Below are 17,260 nucleotides of genomic sequence, written 5' to 3'. Positions count from 1 at the left end.
CTTTGTATTGTTACTTAACTACTTTTAGGTTGGGCTTTTTCTTTGCTGATTTTTGCTCAGCATCGTCACTACCCTTATCTTCTTCATCAAGCTCAGGCATTTTGTCCAGTTCGGGCTCGGCCTCAAACATCGCTCCGGCACCGTTCTCACGGGCATAGATAGCTAAAGCCGCCGTCATGGGCACAATCACCTGCATTGGCTGTCCACCAAAGCGCGCGTTAAAGCGAACTTCATGGTGAGCCAGTTGCAGCCCCTGAACCGCTGTTGGCGAAATGTTTAGTACAATTTGTCCTTCACTAACAAAGTTCTGGGGCACAACGGTTCCCACAATAGTCGCATCAACCACCAAGTGTGGGGTCAGGTCGTTATCAACTATCCACTCGTACAATGCACGCAGCAGATAAGGTCTTTTCGGCGTCATAGTAAAACTCCTCGACGTCGATGAAATTAATTACGCGCGAGTTCTTTCTCTTCTTCTGTTAAAGAATCCTGGAACGTTTTGCGTTCAAACAGGCGTACCATATATTGCTTTATTTCTTTTGCGCCCTGACCTTCTAAATCGATACCGTAAGCAGGCAAACGCCAAAGCAGAGGAGCCAAATAACAATCAACCAGACTAAATTCTTCGCTCATAAAATACGGTGTATCGGCAAAAATAGGAGCCAGGGAAAGAATACCTTCTTTCAGTTCCTGCCTTGCCTGAGCATCGTTCTTTTGGATCTTTTCAGCCAGGCTATACCAGTCGCGCTCAATTCGGTACATCATTAAACGACTCGTACCACGAGCAACCGGGTAAACAGGCATTAAAGGAGGATGCGGGAAACGCTCGTCCAAGTATTCCATAATGATTTGAGCGTTATAAAGCACAAGCTCACGGTCAACCAGAGTGGGTTTAGCCTCTGGGTACGGATTAAGCTGTAACAAATCCTCCGGCGTACTTTCGTCGGTCACATAGGTAATTTCGACCCCAACACCTTTCTCAGCTAACACCAGACGTACCTGATGACTCTTTAAGTCATCCTTTCCTGAATATAACGTCATTACTGAGCGTTTATTTGCTGCAACAGCCATTCCTTTCTCCAGATAATATCAACGGCAAAAGGGTGGCAAGCCACCCTTTCTTAAGCCGTTGTCTAACAGACTGATAAGCCCCGATTATTTCAGGTCTTTCCAAAACTCTTTTTTCAGTAACCATGCCAAAATGGTGAATACCAGCAGGAAACCAAAAACAAACCAACCAATGCGACGTTGTTCTAATAACATAGGTTCTCCGGTATAAACCAGAAAAGCGGTTAAATCCAACATGGCTTGATCATATTCACTTTCAGATAAACGCCCGCCGCCATCGGTTTCAATACCGACGTACACGTCTTCCATTTCACCGTCTATTAGGCGTTCTTCATAAGTCTTCTCCGGAAGCCCTTGAAGTTCTTGCAATACATGGGGCATTCCGACATTTGGGAACACCGCATTATTGACGCCGAAAGGACGGCTGTCATCTTTATAGAATGAACGTAAATAAGTATAAATCCAGTCCGCTCCGCGTACACGGGCTACGTTCGTTAGATCGGGTACCGCGGTACCAAACCAGTTCGCTGCTGATTCAGGATTCATATTATTGGTAATTCTGTCACCGGCTTTGTCGCCGGTAAACTGCAAGTTCTTTTCGCCTAACTCTTGCGGAATACCAAGATCCTCAAAAGTACGGTTATAACGATGGTACTGCAGTTGGTGGCAACCCAGACAGTAGTTCATGTATAACTGCGCGCCGCGCTGCAGTGAGGCTTTATCGTGTAAGTCGACTTCGGCCTTGTCCAAGGGAACTTCAGGGCCCGCCGCAAATACAAGCGACGGAACCAAAGTTATAAGAGCGATTAACAATTTTTTCATTTCGACGTCACCCTTTCTGGTACCGGTTTAGTCTTCTCGCGCTTACTGTAGAACCAAAGCAGCCCGAAGAATGCAAAGTACAGGAACGTAAATATCTGTGCGAATATTGTTGCAACAGGAGTTGCCGGTTGCGTTCCCAAATAACCCAGCACAACGAAACTGATGGCAAATACGCCGAGGTTTAGCTTATGCAACAGGCTACGATAGCGAATAGAACGTACTCGCCCACGGTCTAGCCAAGGCAACAGGGCCAGGAAGACAATAGCAGCGAACATCAAAATAACACCAAACAGCTTGTCGGGCACCGCACGTAAAATTGCATAGAACGGCGTGAAATACCATACAGGAGCAATGTGTTCCGGTGTTTTCAAGGGGTTCGCCGGCTCAAAGTTAGGCGGCTCAAGGAAAAAGCCTCCCATTTCCGGGTTGAAGAAAATAACGTAACAGAACAAGAACAAGAACACGCCGAACCCGAACAAATCCTTAATAATGTAGTAAGGGAAAAACGGAATAGAATCGACAATGTCTTTCTTGTTAGTAAAACGCTCGTGGAACTTAAACTTCGGCTTGTCTTCGTCTGGCACAGAGCCTTTCGGCTTCTTAGTATCGATACCGTCAGGGTTGTTCGAACCAACCTCATGCAAAGCGACAATGTGCAGGAACACCAAAATAACCAGTACTAGCGGCAAAGCAATAACGTGCAATGCGAAGAAGCGGTTTAGCGTCGCTCCGGAAATAACGTAATCACCACGTATCCATAAGGTTAAATCATCACCAATAACCGGTATGGCACCGAATAGTGAAATAATAACCTGTGCGCCCCAGTAAGACATTTGTCCCCAAGGCAGCAAGTAGCCCATAAAGGCTTCGGCCATCAGTACCAGGAAGATGAACATACCAAACAGCCAAATAAGCTCACGAGGCTTCTGGTAAGAACCGTACATCATACCGCGGAACATATGCAGATAAACGACAACGAAGAACGCAGAGGCACCGGTGGAGTGCATATAACGCAACAACCAGCCGTATTCGACATCACGCATGATGTATTCAACCGAGGCAAAGGCACCGTCGGCGCTTGGCACATAGTTCATGGTTAACCAGACACCAGTCAGTATTTGGTTAATTAATACGATGGTTGCCAAAAAGCCAAAAACATACCACATGTTAAAGTTTTTTGGAGCTGGATACTGCGCCAGGTGGATGTTCCAGGTTTTGGTCATGGGGATGCGGGCATCCATCCACTCTACAAATCGCTTAAACATTATGCTTGCCCCTTATCTTCACCCACCAAAATGGTGTTATCGTCGATAAAATAATGTGGCGGCACGACCAGGTTCAGTGGTGCAGGAACACCTTGGAATACGCGCCCTGCGACATCAAATTTAGAACCGTGGCATGGGCAGAAAAAGCCAGACTCAACGCCCTCAACGTGCTCCCCCATTCCGCTCGCAAGATAAGATGGAGAGCAACCAAGGTGGGTACAAATACCAACCGCAACGAAGAATTCTTCTTTAATTGAGCGATATTGATTTGCCGCATAAGGTGGCTGCTGCGGCTCTTGAGAATTCGGATCGCGAAGCCTACCTTCTATTTCACCCAACTCTTCAAGCATGTCCGGTGTACGGCGAACCACCCATACAGGCTTGCCACGCCATTTAACACGGACTAGCTGGCCAGGCTCAGCTTTGCGTATATTTACTTCTACGGGCGCTCCCGCGTTTTTTGCTTTCGCACTTGGGTTCCACGATGCTATGAAAGGAACGGCTACTGCTACCGCTCCTGCACCACCTACCACTGAGGTTGCGACAGTCAAAAAACGACGGCGGCCTTTATCTACAGGCGCATTGCTCATCCATCTATTCTCCAGTTTTGGACGCTCCACGATGCGTTGTCGCGAAGTCGGGAATTAGCTGCTGCTTTGTCCGCTGATGCGGATTACAGAAAATGCTTTGAGATGATAATGAAAAGACACACTTTTTACAAGCTTAATAGCCGCCCTTATTGGTCTATTTCCATTTATTTTTGACATAAAAAAACCCAGCCGAAGCTGGGTTTTGCCACAAAAAACAAAGACGAATTAACGCTTTGAGAACTGTGGACGTTTACGTGCTTTATGCAAGCCGATTTTCTTACGTTCAACTTGACGAGCGTCACGGGTAACGTAACCTTCTTTACGTAATGGACCACGTAAAGCTTCGTCGTATTGCATTAATGCACGAGTAATACCGTGACGAATTGCACCCGCCTGACCGGTAGTACCACCACCACTTACAGTGATGTACATGTCAAACTTTTCAGTCATTTCAACTAATTCTAATGGTTGACGAACAACCATTTGAGCCGTTTCACGACCGAAGTATTCGTTCAGTTCACGGTTGTTAATTTTGATGTTGCCGCTACCAGGACGCAAAAATACGCGAGCCGTGGAGTTTTTGCGACGACCAGTACCGTAGTATTGATTATCTGCCATAGTGTTCTTGCTCCGTATTATATATCCAGTTGTTTAGGTTGTTGAGCAATATGGTTATGCTCAGTACCTGCGTACACTTTCAGTTTACGGAACATGGCACGACCCAATGGACCACGGGGTAACATACCTTTCACCGCTTTCTGAATGACCATCTCTGGTTTCTTAGCAATCAGTTTTTCAAAACTGATTGATTTGATACCACCCGGAAATCCAGTGTGCGAGTAGTACATCTTGCCCTGAGCTTTGTTACCGGTAACAGCAACTTTCTCAGCGTTAATTACGACGATGTAATCGCCGGTATCAACGTGAGGAGTGTACTCAGGCTTATGCTTGCCGCGTAAACGACGAGCGATTTCAGTAGCTAAACGACCTAAAGTTTTGCCTTCAGCGTCTACTACGTACCAGTCGCGTTTTACCGTTTCTGGCTTGGCTACAAATGTTTTCATTGTATAAAACCTACATTTTAAAAGTTCACGGACAGTAATTCCGGGCTTCCCCGCGAATCACAACAATAAAAAAATGATAGAAATCATTTAGTTATCTGCTGCGACCGCTGCATTACGTTATGTAACACAACGGACTGTAACGTGGGCTGCGCGGATTATAGGAAAAATGCGGTTAAAGATCACGCATTTTCTGAAATTTATGCTTTATGAGCCATTGCCAGATATTCCTGACTTTGCATTTCCTGCAGTCGGCTGACACAACGGCGAAACTCGAAAGTTAACTGGCCTTCCGTATAGAGCGCTTCAATACCCACATCTGCTGACAAAATCAGTTTCACCCGACGTTCATAAAATTCATCGACTAACGCGATAAAGCGGCGAGCCGTATCATCTTTCCCGGCACCCATTTGCTCAACATTACTAATCAATACCGCATGGTACAGTCGGGCTATTTCCATATAGTCATTTTGGCTACGGGCTGTCTTGCAAATGGAGGTAAAATCAAAAAACACCACATCGTCACACTCTGCCCGAACGTCAATATCCCGTCCTTCAATTTCAATGCAGTCTGATTCGTACCGCTCTTTACATTCCGGCGCCAGCTCTTTGAAGTATTTCCATAAATTCTTATCGGCCTTTTCATCCAGTGGCGAATGAAAAATTTCCGCCCGGGTAAGCGTTCTAAGACGATAATCGATGCCGCTATCCACATTAACCACTTCACAGTGCTGATTGATGAGTTTAATAGCAGGAATGAAACGCGCGCGCTGTAGTCCGTTTTTATAGAGTTCGTCAGGAACGATGTTTGAAGTCGCTACCAGCACCACCCCTTTCTCAAATAAGTATTCAAACAGCCTGCCCAATAACATGGCATCGGTAATATCCTGCACAAAAAACTCGTCAAAGCAGACAACTCGGGCTTCAGCGGCAATGTTATCAGCCACAATGCGTAACGGATCGCTCTGCTTATCCAGTTGTTTAAGTTCATTATGAACCCGGTGCATAAATCGGTGAAAGTGGATTCGCCATTTACGCTCAATTGGCAGACTTTCAAAGAAGGTATCAACCAGATAGGTTTTCCCACGGCCGACACCACCCCAAAAGTAGATGCCCTGAGGCTGATCCGGCTCTTTGTTAAACCACTTTTGCCAGCCTGGCAGAGTCTGATATTGATGCCACTCAATAAGCTCATCATGCAGTCTTTGCAAATGTTTAACAGCGTTTAGCTGCGCAGCATCTTTCGAGAAATCATTGTGTTCTATATCATACTGATAACGTTCTAGTGGAGACATTTGCTGTTTGGACACTACCACTTCACCTCAGTTGGGATTATCCTATAAGTTAATATGTTACCATGAAGGTGAAGCGCAGCAATCATTCGCCGCTGCGACAGCTTGTTCAGGAGTTAATTATGAGTTGGATTATTGGGGTTCTGTTGGTCGTTGCTGGTGCTATCATTGGCTTTTTTGCGGCTCGTTACAGCCAGTCGAAAGGCCAGTCAGGCGATCTCGAAGAGCAAGTACAGCAAAGTCAGCAGCGTTTAACCGACTACCAAAGAGAAGTTGCCGAACACTTCGCCACCGCAAACGCTATGGTCGAACAACTGGCAGATACCCAGCAACGTTTACAAAGCTACTTAAACCAAAGTGCTGAGCTGCTTGAGAAAAGCGATGTACAAAGTGACCTGCCTTTTTTCGCAGAAGACACAATTAAGCAACTGCGAGTGGCCAATTCATTAAATAAAGATCACCGTTCAGGCCGTGACAGCTATAGCGCCAATGATATTCCCCGCGATTACACAGAGGGCTCCAGCGGGCTCTTTTCAAGTAGTTACGAGCAAGATCAAGAAAAAGAGTCCTCAAAAACATCTTGAAACATTTTTAGAGTGAACTCATATAGCTGACAAGCGGTCTTAACTGGCGACCGTTTGTTAGTGCTTTATTAAGGAGTCACTCGAATCATGAAAAGAGTCTTAGCATTATTCAGTTTAATCTGTGTTGTTAGCTTCACCTCTATACCTTCTGCCCATGCTGGCATTCCTTTTTTTGGCAATGACGACGAACAGCCGACCTTAGCGCCGATGCTTGAGGAGGTAACACCCGCCGTCGTCAATATCTCAGTAAAAGGTAAGCGAGAAGTACGACAACGCCTGCCGGAAGCGCTTCGTTTCTTTTTTGGCCCGGATTCTCCACGTGAACAAGTCCGTGAGCGCCCGTTTAGAGGCTTAGGTTCCGGCGTGATTATTGATGCTGAAAAAGGCTATGTAGTAACCAATAACCATGTTGTAGATGACGCTACAGAAATTCTCGTCACCCTAAAAAATGGCCGTGAGTTTGATGCTAAAGTTATAGGCACTGATGAACGCAGCGACGTGGCTTTGCTAAAAATAGAGAACGGCGAAAACCTCACCGCCATAGAGCTTGGCAAGTCATCCGAGCTGCGAGTCGGTGATTTCGTGGTCGCTATTGGTAACCCTTTCGGGCTTGGCCAGACAGTAACCTCCGGTATCGTTAGCGCTCTAGGTCGAGCAGGTCTTGGCATTGAGGAACTGGAAAACTTCATCCAGACCGATGCCGCTATTAACAGCGGTAATTCGGGCGGTGCTCTGGTCACTTTAGACGGCAAACTCATTGGAATTAACACCGCGATACTCGGCCCTAACGGTGGCAATATCGGTATCGGTTTCGCTATTCCATCGGACATGATGAATAACTTAGTACAACAATTGATTGAATTTGGCGAAGTTCGCCGCGGTGTACTGGGAGTCCGGGGTAACGATTTAACTCACGACGTTGCTCAGGCATTGAATATTCCGGTCAACCGGGGGGCTTTTGTTTCACAGGTCGTACCGGGTAGTTCAGCAGATGAAGCTGGTATTGAATCCGGCGATGTCATTATCTCAGTCGATGGGCAGACAATCCGCTCATTTTCGGAGCTTGGTGCAATGGTCGGCTCTATAGGCTCAGGGAACTCATTAAAGCTTGGGGTGATTCGCGACGGTGAAGAGCAATCGATTAACGTCACCCTTGGTGCACAGGACATGTCTGTTACAGCTGAGTCAATTCACCCGGCTTTACAGGGCGCTACTCTTGCTGCAACGGATGGAAATGGAATTGAAGTAGAAGAGCTTGAAGAGCGTTCTCCTGCTGCGCGAATTGGCCTAGAGGAAGGCGATATTATTCAGGGCGTTAACAGAAAGGCAGTGAGCTCAATATCGGAGTTGCGGGCAGCAATTGAAGATAAGAGCGGTGTTATAGCCCTTAATATAAAACGAGGCGACAGTTCACTCTTTATTGTGTTGCGTAACGCAAACTGACATTGTGACAGGCAGGTGGTATCAGTGCTATGCTGATACCACCTGATTTAACCGGAAGCTGGTATGCAACAACTTTCTTCAACTTTACGATTTTTACTTCAGTCAGTTGGCTTAGGCCTAGTTGTTGCGGCTATTGTTATTATCGCTAAACCTTTCTGGGCACAGTCTGAATCATTAAGACAAAACGGCAACGAAATTACCTCCTTTAATCAGGCAGTCCGAAAAGCCGCCCCCGCCGTTGTGAATATTTATAGTATGGGGGAAATTCAGGGGTCTTATTATCAACCTCAATCATCACGCGTCTGGCGTTTAGGTTCAGGCGTTATTATGGACTCTCAGGGATATATTCTGACCGCCCATCACGTTGTCGATAATGTTGATAAAATTGAAGTCGCGCTGCAGGACGGCAGACGCTATGCCGCTCAGTTAATTGGTAGTGACCGTTACACCGATTTAGCTGTGCTGAAAATTGATGCAGAGAACCTACCGGTAATTCCTGTACAGTCAACACGCCGCGTACGGGTTGGTGACATTGTCCTCGCCATAGGTAATCCATACAATATTGGCCAGACAATTACGCAAGGTATTGTCAGTGCCAGCGGCGGTCGGGTTGGTGTCAGCAATTCCTATTCCGATTTGATTCAAATGGACGCAGTGATCAACCAGGGTGCCTCAGGCGGAGCTTTGGTTAATACCGCCGGAGAACTCATCGGCATCAATAACGCCCGCTATAATTCGGCTTTTGGAGATGGCGGCGAAGGCATTTATTTTGCCGTACCCTATGAAAATGCACGCAAAGTAATGAAAACCCTTATTCAGGAAGGGAAAGTGGTACGCGGATACATTGGTATTAGCGTTAATCCAAACTTTAGTGAAGAACAATCATTGTCAGGCATATTAATAACCGGAGTTGAACGGAACAGTCCGGCAGCAAAAGCAGGATTACAACCGAACGATTTTCTGGTGGCTATTGGTGGTGACCCTGTTCGCTCTGCGCCGGAAGGGCTTGACCGGGTTGCAGGTAGTGAGCCCGGCACTAAATTAGAAGTGGAATTTTACCGTAATGAAAAGCGAATGACGACCACCGTAACAGTGGCCGAATTACCCAGATAACGGCTGCTAAGCCGTTACTCGTTCAATATCAGCACCTAAGCCCTGAAGTTTTTTCTCAATCCCTTCATAGCCCCGGTCAATATGATAGATGCGCTCGACAACAGTTTCTCCGGTCGCAACCAGACCCGCTATAACAAGAGAGGCTGAAGCTCGTAAGTCGGTACACATAACCTCTGCGCCGGTCAGTTCATCAACCCCGTGACATAGTGCAGTATTGCCTTCCGACTCGACATTTGCGCCCATGCGTCGTAACTCAGGAATGTGCATAAAGCGGTTTTCAAATATCGTTTCACGAATACCGGCGGTACCTTCTGCAATGGCATTTAGCGCACAAAATTGAGCCTGCATATCGGTTGGAAAAGCCGGATGAGGAGCCGTAATAATATTAACTGCTTTAGGCCGGCCATGGCTCTGTATCGCTATCCAGTTATCACCTTTATCAATTGTCGCGCCAGCTTCTTCCAGCTTTTTCAACACCGCATCAAGGCTTGCCGGGTCAGTTTTTTCGCAACGCACCGAACCTCCAGTTGCCAAAGCTGCGACTAAAAACGTCCCCGTTTCGATACGGTCGGGCATGACACTATATTCACCACCATGCAGCTTATTAACACCTGTAATATGAATGGTGTCACTTCCTGCGTCGCGGACATTCGCGCCCAGGCTGTTAAGAAAGTTTGCTAAATCAATGACTTCGGGTTCGCGAGCGGCATTTTCTATGACCGTTTCACCCTCAGCCAGTACCGCTGCCATCATTAAGTTTTCAGTGCCGGTCACGCTGACCGTGTCGAGCAAAATCTCTGCGCCCTGCAGACGCCCCTCTACTGACGCTTTAATGTAACCATTTTCAACGTCAATATGCGCGCCCATTTTACGCAGGCCTTCAATATGAAGATTTACCGGCCGTGCGCCTATAGCGCAACCACCCGGCAGAGACACTTCCGCTTTACCGGTTTTAGCTAATAACGGGCCTAAAACCAAAATAGAAGCACGCATAGTTTTAACCAGATCATAAGGCGCTTTGAAGTGATTAAGCGTGGTCGGGTCAATGCAAACGCTATTATTATTCAGGTTGCTATGACTAATGCCCAGGCAATCGAGTAACTCCAGAGTTGTGTCGACATCGTGAAGGTCGGGAACATTAGACAGGGTTATTTTTTCAGACGGCAACAGCGAAGCCATTAAAATAGGCAGCGCGGCATTTTTTGCCCCTGAAATAGTGACCGAACCTGACAAAGGTTGGCCTCCACGTATTTTAAATTTATCCATCAACTAACCAACAACCTTATGGCATCATTAATTTTTTATCACGCGCCCAGTCTTCCGGCGTGTAAGCTTTTATCGATACGGCATGGATTGAACCGTCGGCAATCAACGGGTTTAGAGGACCATACACGGCTTGCTGACGCTTTACCCGACTCATATCTTTAAAGTCTTCGCTGACAGCAATAATTTCTACATTCGCGCCTTCAGCTTTAACCAGAAGCTCTTCCAGAGAAAGCGCATCGTTCAGCAAAGTTTTCAGTTCTTCAGTATTCATTGTTATCTGCCGTTGGCTTAAAAGTTAATAAGACCGCCTAGCTTAACGAAAGCAGCGACTCAACGCCACTAACGCGGGCAATTTGTTTCAGCTGTTCAGATGCTCCGATACAGGTTAACGGACCTTTCCCATCGCCAACCAATTTCAATATTTCAAGCAAAAAAGCCACCCCGGCAGTATCGATAACCTCTACATCGGTTAAATCAACCCGGGTTTCGCTTCCCACCGACCAGCTTTTGCGCTGTGACCACAGTTTAGCAACACTGTGACGAGTCAATGAACCGCTAAAAACCAGTGTCTTATCATCGCTAACCTTCACCGATGCTAACATTAGAGTCCCTCTGCCGGGCTTTCTACTTCGTCATCTGCCTTAATCGGCTCGGAAGCTTTCTTTTCAATCAGCTCGATGGTTTTATCAATGCCATTAGCCCGGATAACCGAAGAAATTTCACTTTGCTTACTGTTCAGCAGACTGACACCTTCAACAACTAAATCGTAGGCTTTCCAAATTTCTTCATCAGAGTCGTAACGTATACGAAAATCCAGACGAATTTCCGGGCGCCCTTCTTCTTTTATTCGCGCCTTCACGACGGCCGAACGTGCATCATCAGAAATTTCCTGACTAGGTTCAAAAGTGACCTTATGCTTGTCCTCGTCATACTGAGTAAAAGCACGGGCATACGTCGCCACTAAGTAATCGTAGAAAGCCTGGTAAAAACGTTCACGCTGTTCTTTTGTCGTGTCGCGCAAGTAACGGCCTAATACTTTCTTCGACGCATACATATTGTCAACATAAGGCATCATCTCATCTTCAACGACTTCCTTTAGATAATTAGGATCTGCGTCAATTTTGTTTCTGTCCGATGCAATGCGATCAAAGGTTTTTTCAGCAACTGCTTTCAATAACTCTTGCGGATCATCGTTACGAATTAAATCGGCTGACGCGGATGCAACCAGTACTAAGGTTACAAAAACGGCCGTTATCCATTGTTTTACTGCCATGGTGCTCTCCTTACCACTTATTCATTGCCCTGACTGAACAGGAATTGGCCTATCAGGTTTTCTAAAACCAATGCTGATTTAGTATCAGTAATGGTATCCCCGTCGTCTAACGTACCTACGCTGTCATCAATAAAGCCGGGTTCAAGTCCAAGATATTGCTCACCCAGGAGTCCTGACGTCAACACCGACAATGTACTGGCTTCAGAAAACTTGTCGTAATCTTTGCTAATGCTCATTGTCACACGCGGCTCATAGTAGTCGCCCGACAATGAAATATCAGTAACACGACCTACAACGACGCCACCTACTTTCACCGGCGAGCGGACTTTCAGACTACCAATATTGTCGAACTTAGCGTACAGGGTGTAACTGTCACCCGATGTCGTCATAGTCCCGCTGGCTGCTCTTAATGCAATAAAGAACAAAGCCAAAATACCGACGACAACGAAAACGCCTACCCATAACTGTGTTTTTCTTGATTCCATGGTTATCCACCAAACATGATAGCTGTAAGAATAAAATCGAGTCCTAGAATTGCCAACGACGCAGTCACTACCGTAGACGTTGTCGCAGCGCTGATTCCCGCAGAGGTTGGTACCGAACGATAACCTTTATACAAAGCTATCCAGGTAACAACAAAGGCAAATACAATAGACTTAATAATGCCGTTCAGAAGATCATCCTGCCAATCGACTGCCGATTGCATGACTGACCAAAAAGCCCCTTCATCAACACCCAGCCAGCCGGAGCCAACCAGGTAACCGCCGTAAATTCCAACGGCTGAGAACATCAACGCCAGCAGTGGCATACTAACCACACCAGCCCAGAACCTGGGAGCAATCACACGGCGTAAAGGGTCAACCGCCATCATCTCCAGACTGGAGAGTTGCTCAGTGGCTTTCATAAGACCGATTTCAGCAGTGAGTGCGGAGCCCGCTCGCCCCGCAAATAACAGACCGGTAACGACAGGCCCCAACTCACGCAGCAACGACAGCGCAACCATAGGCCCCAGACTTTGCTCAGCACCATAGTCAACTAAAATAGTGTAGCCCTGTAAGCCAAGCACCATACCGATGAATAAGCCACTGACGATAACGATGAGCATCGACAATACGCCGACGACATACATTTGTTTAATAAAGAGCGGCCATGACTTAGCTGGTTGCGGCTTGCCAATAATGGCACCCATTAACATAGCCAGGGCGTATCCAATGCCTGCCAGGCTATCCAATACCTGGCGACCGACAGACCGTATAAACTGGATCATTCCTTGCCCCTTAATAAGTCCGTTGTAAAATCGTCATCTGAATAATGAAATGCTACGGGTCCATCTGGAGCGCCGTTCAAAAACTGCTTAATAATTGCGGTCTCATTATTGCGCAGTTCATCCGGAGTTCCCTTGCCGACCACTTTTTTGTCGGCGATGACATAAGCATAATCCGCAATCGATAACACTTCTTTTACGTCGTGCGATACAACAATAGAGGTCAAACCTAGTGACTCATTCAAAGATTTAATAAGCTTTACAATGACCGCCATAGAAATAGGATCCTGACCCGCAAACGGCTCATCGTATAAAATTAATTCAGGATCCAGAGCTATAGCCCTTGCCAGAGCAGCTCTACGAGCCATACCACCAGACAGTTCTGACGGCATAAGGTGACGCGCACCACGCAGACCCACGGCCTCAAGCTTCATTAAAACCACGCTGCGAATAATTTCTTCGGGTAAGTCGGTGTGCTCGCGCAGTGGAAAGGCGACGTTCTCGTATACCGACATGTCGGTGAACAACGCACCACTTTGAAACAGCATGCTCATGCGCTTGCGTAATTGATACAAAGCGTCGCGTTTTAACTGCGGGACTTCCTCTCCGGCTACTTTGATACTGCCGCTGTCAGGCTTAAGCTGTCCACCGATAAGGCGCAACAGCGTCGTTTTACCAATGCCACTAGGCCCCATGACAGCAACCATTTTGCCTTTCGGAACATCTAACGACAGGCCGTCATAGACCCGATGGCTTCCATGCGCAAAAGTCAGATCTTTAAGTTCTACCAAGTTTGTCACGACAGTTTCCTGTTACGAGTTTATCAGCCTTTATTCTAACGACTGTCGGTATAGTCTGATACCGAAAAAGTGTTGCAAATTTTATCAGCGAATTGATTCTATTTCTGTCAATTCATCGACAAGCTTCAGTAAATATTGTGCAAAATCTTCACGTTCATGCACGCAGGCGTCACACAAGTTGAGTTGCTCAAACAAGCGAGCACCATGAACCGCGTAAAACAGAGTTTTCCCAACTTTGCTTCCGGCAATACGTTCCAACCGCTGTAAAGTCAGTGCTATATGCTCTTTTAAAGGGCCCAACAACTCCGGGTTAGTCGCAGCGGCAGCCAGCATTCCACTGCCTAGCCGAGAACATTCAGCGTCCGTATCAAGCGCTGCTAGTAAAATACTTTTTAATTCGCCTTTTGGGTCATCGGCAAACTGGTGATGATATTGCTCACGAAGTTTTTCATAACGTTCGACACGGCGTTTTAACATAGCCTGCAGCAAACAATCTTTGCTCTTGAAATGATAAAGCAAACCACCTTTGCTGATGCCCGTTGTCTGGCTCAAGGCGTCAAATGTAAGGTGCCCTGCACCCTCGGCAGCGACCAATTGATCTGCGGCATCCAGAATGACGTCTCTGTTGCTGGGTCGCCCTGCGCCTTTTTTCTCTACCATGGTGTATTCACTTTACCTACACTTACTTTATCAACCGTCTGGTTGGTATAGTAATTATTTTTGTAATAAAATACAAGATTTACCTGTGTACGGTAGGCAGAGTTGTACCGAATGACGTATTATACAGGGCAAAAGTACAACGCCAGAGGCATGACCATGAAACAAGTCACCCAGAACTTTCGGCTACTGGGCGAACAAGTACTGGATATCGAAAAGAAGGCGATTGAAGGCCTGTATCAATATTTGGATGATAATTTCGATGCCGCCTGCCAAACTCTGTTTAATTGCAAAGGCCGCGTTATTGTCACCGGCATGGGTAAATCCGGTCATATTGGCGGGAAAATAGCTGCCACACTTGCCTCAACCGGCACACCAGCGTTTTTTGTACATCCGGGCGAAGCCAGCCACGGAGATTTAGGCATGGTTGCGGCTCAGGATGTGGTCATTGCGATATCTAACAGTGGCGAAACGGCCGAAGTGCTGAATATTATTCCGGTCATTAAACGTCTGGGCGTGCCCTTAATTTCAATGACTGGCAAACCAGGCTCCACTCTTGCCCGACTGGCTGATACTCATGTTTGTATCGCAGTTGAACAAGAGGCCTGTCCGCTCGGGTTAGCCCCCACGGCTTCTACAACAGCAACTCTTGTCATGGGCGATGCGATGGCGGTTGCTCTGCTCAATGCCCGCGGCTTCACCGCCGACGACTTTGCACTATCACACCCCGGCGGCTCGCTGGGTAAACGCCTGCTATTGCGGCTGCATGACGTGATGCACACTGGCGAGCGTGTTCCGGTTATTCCAGCCGACGCTATTATTAGTGATGCGTTACTGGAAATGTCGCGTAAAGGCTTGGGTATGACCGCGATAGTTGATGAAAACCAACGTCTCGCCGGCATTTTTACAGACGGTGACTTACGTCGCATTCTGGATAACCGAATCGATGTCCATAAAACTCCGATAGCTGAAGTTATGACCCGCTCCTGTATTACTGCGAACGAGGACATGCTGGCCGCTGAGGCATTAAAACTCATGCAGGACCGAAAAATAAATGGGCTGATAATTACCAACGACGATGGACAGCCTTGTGGCGCAATGAACATGCATGACTTACTTCAGGCGGGAGTGCTCTGATGGAATGTATTAATACCTGGTACGGCGACATTGAAAAAAGCCTGTTTAAACGTTTTTCCGAAATAAAGCTACTGGTTCTGGATGTCGACGGGGTGTTTTCCGACGGTCGCATATACTTAGGCAATGATGGTGAGGAACTGAAAGCGTTTCACACCCGGGATGGCTTTGGCATGAAAGCACTGAAAAAATCAGGTGTTGAAACGGCAGTCATTACCGGACGAACGTCACGCATTGTTGAACACCGTATGGAACATTTAGATGTCGGCTTTATTTATCAGGGACAGAACGATAAAACAGCCGCTTTCGATGAGCTACTAACGAAGTTAGGCCTTAGCGCGGAGCAAGTTGCTTATGTTGGAGACGACACCCCCGATTTAGCTTTAATTAAAGCGGCGGGTCTGGGGATTGCAGTCCAGGACGCTCACGCATCGGTACAACAACAGGCCGATTATATTTCACGCTGCCATGGTGGACATGGTGCCGTGCGCGAAGTCTGTGATTTAATCATGCTCAGTCAAGGGCAACTGCACCTGGCTACAGGAGCCAGTGTGTGAGCCGACGCGTTACTGTCATTCTAATTTTATTATTCGGTGCCGGGCTATTGCTTGTCTGGCGCCCTTTTAGTGATGATGCTGATGGTAACAACGCGGCGACAACACGCACTATGCAGCCCGATTTTACCGCTTTTGGGCTGGAGACGCGTATTTTCGAAAGTGACGGTTTACTGGCTCACAAGATAAAATCTGAGAAAATGTCTCACTATAACCAAATTGGCCTGACCGAACTTAAGCGTCCGGTTTACACGGTCTTTTCTGAACAAGGCGAAGAGCTTTGGGAAGTCAGTGCCGCGCAAGGCACTTTCTACGACGATCAAACCCTGATTTTAGAGCATGATGTTGAAATACTTGCTTTAGAGCCGGATACTCACATCGAGCAAGTGTTAACCGAGTACCTGATTGTTGATTTAAAAAATGAGTCAATGAGCACAGAACATCCTGTAAGCATTCACGGACCACGGCTATTAATTCGGGGTAACGGTATGACTGCGGATCTGAAAGCTGAACGAATGGAGCTAAAAAGACATGTTAAAACGATTTTCCAGCCTGCTGAGTAAACTCATCCTGGTTGCCTTAATACCCTCAGCGGTTATGGCTCAGGGCAAGTCTGACTTTAGTAAACCCATGGAAGTTGAGTCGAGTAAGGAAGAGCTTGATATTAAAAATAACCGCCTGGTTTTAACGGACAACGTTATTATTCGTCAGGGCACCTTATTAATCCGCGCCGATCGACTAGAAGCATCCGCCAGCGAAAGCGCCGAGCAAGCAGATATTTTTATTGCAGAAGGCACTCCTGCTACTTACAGCCAGACGCTGGACGACGGCAATGAAATTAACGCTGAAGCAAAAAAAATCACCTATTTTCAGTCGGAACAGCGACTGGAGCTTAGTGGCGACGCTCGCATCTCTCAAGGTAGCAGTAGCTCAAGCGGCAGTTTGATTACTTATGATTTGAATAAACAAACGGTAACGGCAAGCAGTTCAGGTGAAGAAGACAGCCGTGTTATCACTATTTTTACGCCTAAACCAAAAACCGATACCGACGAAAAAAATAACGAGAACCCTTAA

The 17,260-nt window shown here is 46.9% G+C and carries 23 protein-coding genes; 7 read left to right on the top strand and 16 right to left on the bottom strand.

Annotated features, from left to right (window positions below):
• Positions 1 to 10: 10 nt before the first annotated feature.
• The 8 genes from IL_RS02140 to zapE form a co-directional block, all read right to left on the bottom strand.
• Positions 11 to 421 carry a ClpXP protease specificity-enhancing factor gene (locus IL_RS02140; protein WP_011233681.1) on the bottom strand — a complete coding sequence of 137 codons (411 nt, stop codon included), beginning with the start codon at positions 419 to 421 and terminating at the stop codon, positions 11 to 13.
• 26 nt (positions 422 to 447) lie between these two features.
• Complete coding sequence (sspA, locus tag IL_RS02135; RefSeq protein WP_011233680.1) at positions 448 to 1,071, bottom strand: stringent starvation protein SspA; 624 nt, start codon at positions 1,069 to 1,071, stop codon at positions 448 to 450.
• Positions 1,072 to 1,155: 84 nt separating this feature from the next.
• On the bottom strand, positions 1,156 to 1,890 hold the full coding sequence (locus tag IL_RS02130; protein WP_011233679.1) for a cytochrome c1: 735 nt from the start codon (positions 1,888 to 1,890) through the stop codon (positions 1,156 to 1,158).
• Positions 1,887 to 3,155 (bottom strand): cytochrome b, encoded by a 1,269-nt coding sequence (locus IL_RS02125; protein ID WP_011233678.1) that lies wholly within the window; start codon positions 3,153 to 3,155, stop codon positions 1,887 to 1,889. Before IL_RS02125 ends, IL_RS02130 begins: the two co-directional genes overlap by 4 nt.
• On the bottom strand, positions 3,155 to 3,745 hold the full coding sequence (petA, locus tag IL_RS02120) for a ubiquinol-cytochrome c reductase iron-sulfur subunit (RefSeq protein ID WP_011233677.1): 591 nt from the start codon (positions 3,743 to 3,745) through the stop codon (positions 3,155 to 3,157). The genes IL_RS02125 and petA overlap by 1 nt, the downstream gene beginning before the upstream one ends.
• 225 nt (positions 3,746 to 3,970) lie before the next feature.
• Positions 3,971 to 4,363 (bottom strand): 30S ribosomal protein S9, encoded by a 393-nt coding sequence (gene rpsI / locus IL_RS02115; RefSeq protein ID WP_011233676.1) that lies wholly within the window; start codon positions 4,361 to 4,363, stop codon positions 3,971 to 3,973.
• A gap of 17 nt (positions 4,364 to 4,380) precedes the next feature.
• Complete coding sequence (gene rplM / locus IL_RS02110) at positions 4,381 to 4,809, bottom strand: 50S ribosomal protein L13 (protein WP_011233675.1); 429 nt, start codon at positions 4,807 to 4,809, stop codon at positions 4,381 to 4,383.
• Positions 4,810 to 5,006: 197 nt separating this feature from the next.
• The gene (zapE, locus tag IL_RS02105; protein WP_016341266.1) at positions 5,007 to 6,101 is read right to left on the bottom strand and encodes a cell division protein ZapE; all 1,095 of its coding nucleotides are present in this window, start codon (positions 6,099 to 6,101) and stop codon (positions 5,007 to 5,009) included.
• 119 nt (positions 6,102 to 6,220) lie between these two features.
• Between zapE and IL_RS02100 the strand changes: the two genes are divergently transcribed.
• The 3 genes from IL_RS02100 (at position 6,221) to IL_RS02090 (ending at position 9,238) form a co-directional block, all read left to right on the top strand.
• Entirely contained in the window at positions 6,221 to 6,682 is a 462-nt protein-coding gene (locus IL_RS02100) for a YhcB family protein (protein WP_011233673.1), read from the top strand.
• An 87-nt stretch (positions 6,683 to 6,769) separates the two neighbouring features.
• Positions 6,770 to 8,125: a DegQ family serine endoprotease gene (locus IL_RS02095; protein WP_011233672.1), complete on the top strand. Its 1,356-nt coding sequence runs from the start codon at positions 6,770 to 6,772 to the stop codon at positions 8,123 to 8,125.
• A gap of 63 nt (positions 8,126 to 8,188) precedes the next feature.
• Positions 8,189 to 9,238 carry a trypsin-like peptidase domain-containing protein gene (locus IL_RS02090; RefSeq protein ID WP_011233671.1) on the top strand — a complete coding sequence of 350 codons (1,050 nt, stop codon included), beginning with the start codon at positions 8,189 to 8,191 and terminating at the stop codon, positions 9,236 to 9,238.
• A 6-nt stretch (positions 9,239 to 9,244) separates the two neighbouring features.
• Here IL_RS02090 and murA read toward each other — a convergent pair whose 3' ends face one another.
• The 8 genes from murA to IL_RS02050 all read right to left on the bottom strand — a co-directional run bounded on the left by murA (position 9,245) and on the right by IL_RS02050 (position 14,501).
• Complete coding sequence (gene murA / locus IL_RS02085) at positions 9,245 to 10,504, bottom strand: UDP-N-acetylglucosamine 1-carboxyvinyltransferase (RefSeq protein WP_011233670.1); 1,260 nt, start codon at positions 10,502 to 10,504, stop codon at positions 9,245 to 9,247.
• A gap of 16 nt (positions 10,505 to 10,520) precedes the next feature.
• Positions 10,521 to 10,775, bottom strand: coding sequence for a BolA family protein (locus tag IL_RS02080; RefSeq protein WP_011233669.1), 255 nt, complete (start codon positions 10,773 to 10,775; stop codon positions 10,521 to 10,523).
• A gap of 37 nt (positions 10,776 to 10,812) precedes the next feature.
• Positions 10,813 to 11,106: an STAS domain-containing protein gene (locus IL_RS02075; protein ID WP_011233668.1), complete on the bottom strand. Its 294-nt coding sequence runs from the start codon at positions 11,104 to 11,106 to the stop codon at positions 10,813 to 10,815.
• Positions 11,106 to 11,777: an MlaC/ttg2D family ABC transporter substrate-binding protein gene (locus tag IL_RS02070; RefSeq protein WP_011233667.1), complete on the bottom strand. Its 672-nt coding sequence runs from the start codon at positions 11,775 to 11,777 to the stop codon at positions 11,106 to 11,108. The genes IL_RS02075 and IL_RS02070 overlap by 1 nt, the downstream gene beginning before the upstream one ends.
• A gap of 17 nt (positions 11,778 to 11,794) precedes the next feature.
• Entirely contained in the window at positions 11,795 to 12,262 is a 468-nt protein-coding gene (mlaD, locus tag IL_RS02065; RefSeq protein ID WP_011233666.1) for an outer membrane lipid asymmetry maintenance protein MlaD, read from the bottom strand.
• Positions 12,263 to 12,264: 2 nt separating this feature from the next.
• Positions 12,265 to 13,044, bottom strand: a complete 780-nt coding sequence (gene mlaE / locus IL_RS02060) for a lipid asymmetry maintenance ABC transporter permease subunit MlaE (RefSeq protein WP_011233665.1) — start codon at positions 13,042 to 13,044, stop codon at positions 12,265 to 12,267.
• A complete protein-coding gene (locus IL_RS02055) occupies positions 13,041 to 13,841 on the bottom strand; it encodes an ATP-binding cassette domain-containing protein (protein WP_011233664.1) in 801 nt (266 codons plus the stop codon). The genes mlaE and IL_RS02055 overlap by 4 nt, the downstream gene beginning before the upstream one ends.
• A gap of 84 nt (positions 13,842 to 13,925) precedes the next feature.
• Complete coding sequence (locus IL_RS02050) at positions 13,926 to 14,501, bottom strand: TetR/AcrR family transcriptional regulator (protein ID WP_011233663.1); 576 nt, start codon at positions 14,499 to 14,501, stop codon at positions 13,926 to 13,928.
• Between the two features lie 156 nt (positions 14,502 to 14,657).
• Here IL_RS02050 and IL_RS02045 point away from each other — a divergent pair, with 156 nt between their 5' ends.
• Genes IL_RS02045 through lptA form a run of 4 tightly spaced genes read left to right on the top strand, consistent with a single transcriptional unit; the run spans position 14,658 to position 17,260 of the window.
• Entirely contained in the window at positions 14,658 to 15,635 is a 978-nt protein-coding gene (locus IL_RS02045; RefSeq protein WP_011233662.1) for a KpsF/GutQ family sugar-phosphate isomerase, read from the top strand.
• Entirely contained in the window at positions 15,635 to 16,189 is a 555-nt protein-coding gene (gene kdsC, locus IL_RS02040; RefSeq protein WP_011233661.1) for a 3-deoxy-manno-octulosonate-8-phosphatase KdsC, read from the top strand. The genes IL_RS02045 and kdsC overlap by 1 nt, the downstream gene beginning before the upstream one ends.
• Positions 16,186 to 16,749, top strand: coding sequence for an LPS export ABC transporter periplasmic protein LptC (lptC, locus tag IL_RS02035; protein WP_011233660.1), 564 nt, complete (start codon positions 16,186 to 16,188; stop codon positions 16,747 to 16,749). The genes kdsC and lptC overlap by 4 nt, the downstream gene beginning before the upstream one ends.
• Positions 16,718 to 17,260 (top strand): lipopolysaccharide transport periplasmic protein LptA, encoded by a 543-nt coding sequence (gene lptA / locus IL_RS02030; protein WP_011233659.1) that lies wholly within the window; start codon positions 16,718 to 16,720, stop codon positions 17,258 to 17,260. Before lptC ends, lptA begins: the two co-directional genes overlap by 32 nt.

It is taken from the genome of Idiomarina loihiensis L2TR, from assembly GCF_000008465.1.
GTDB classification, from domain to species: domain Bacteria; phylum Pseudomonadota; class Gammaproteobacteria; order Enterobacterales; family Alteromonadaceae; genus Idiomarina; species Idiomarina loihiensis.
Note: the sequence above shows the minus strand (reverse complement) of the source record. Positions and strands in the feature narration are given on the sequence as shown.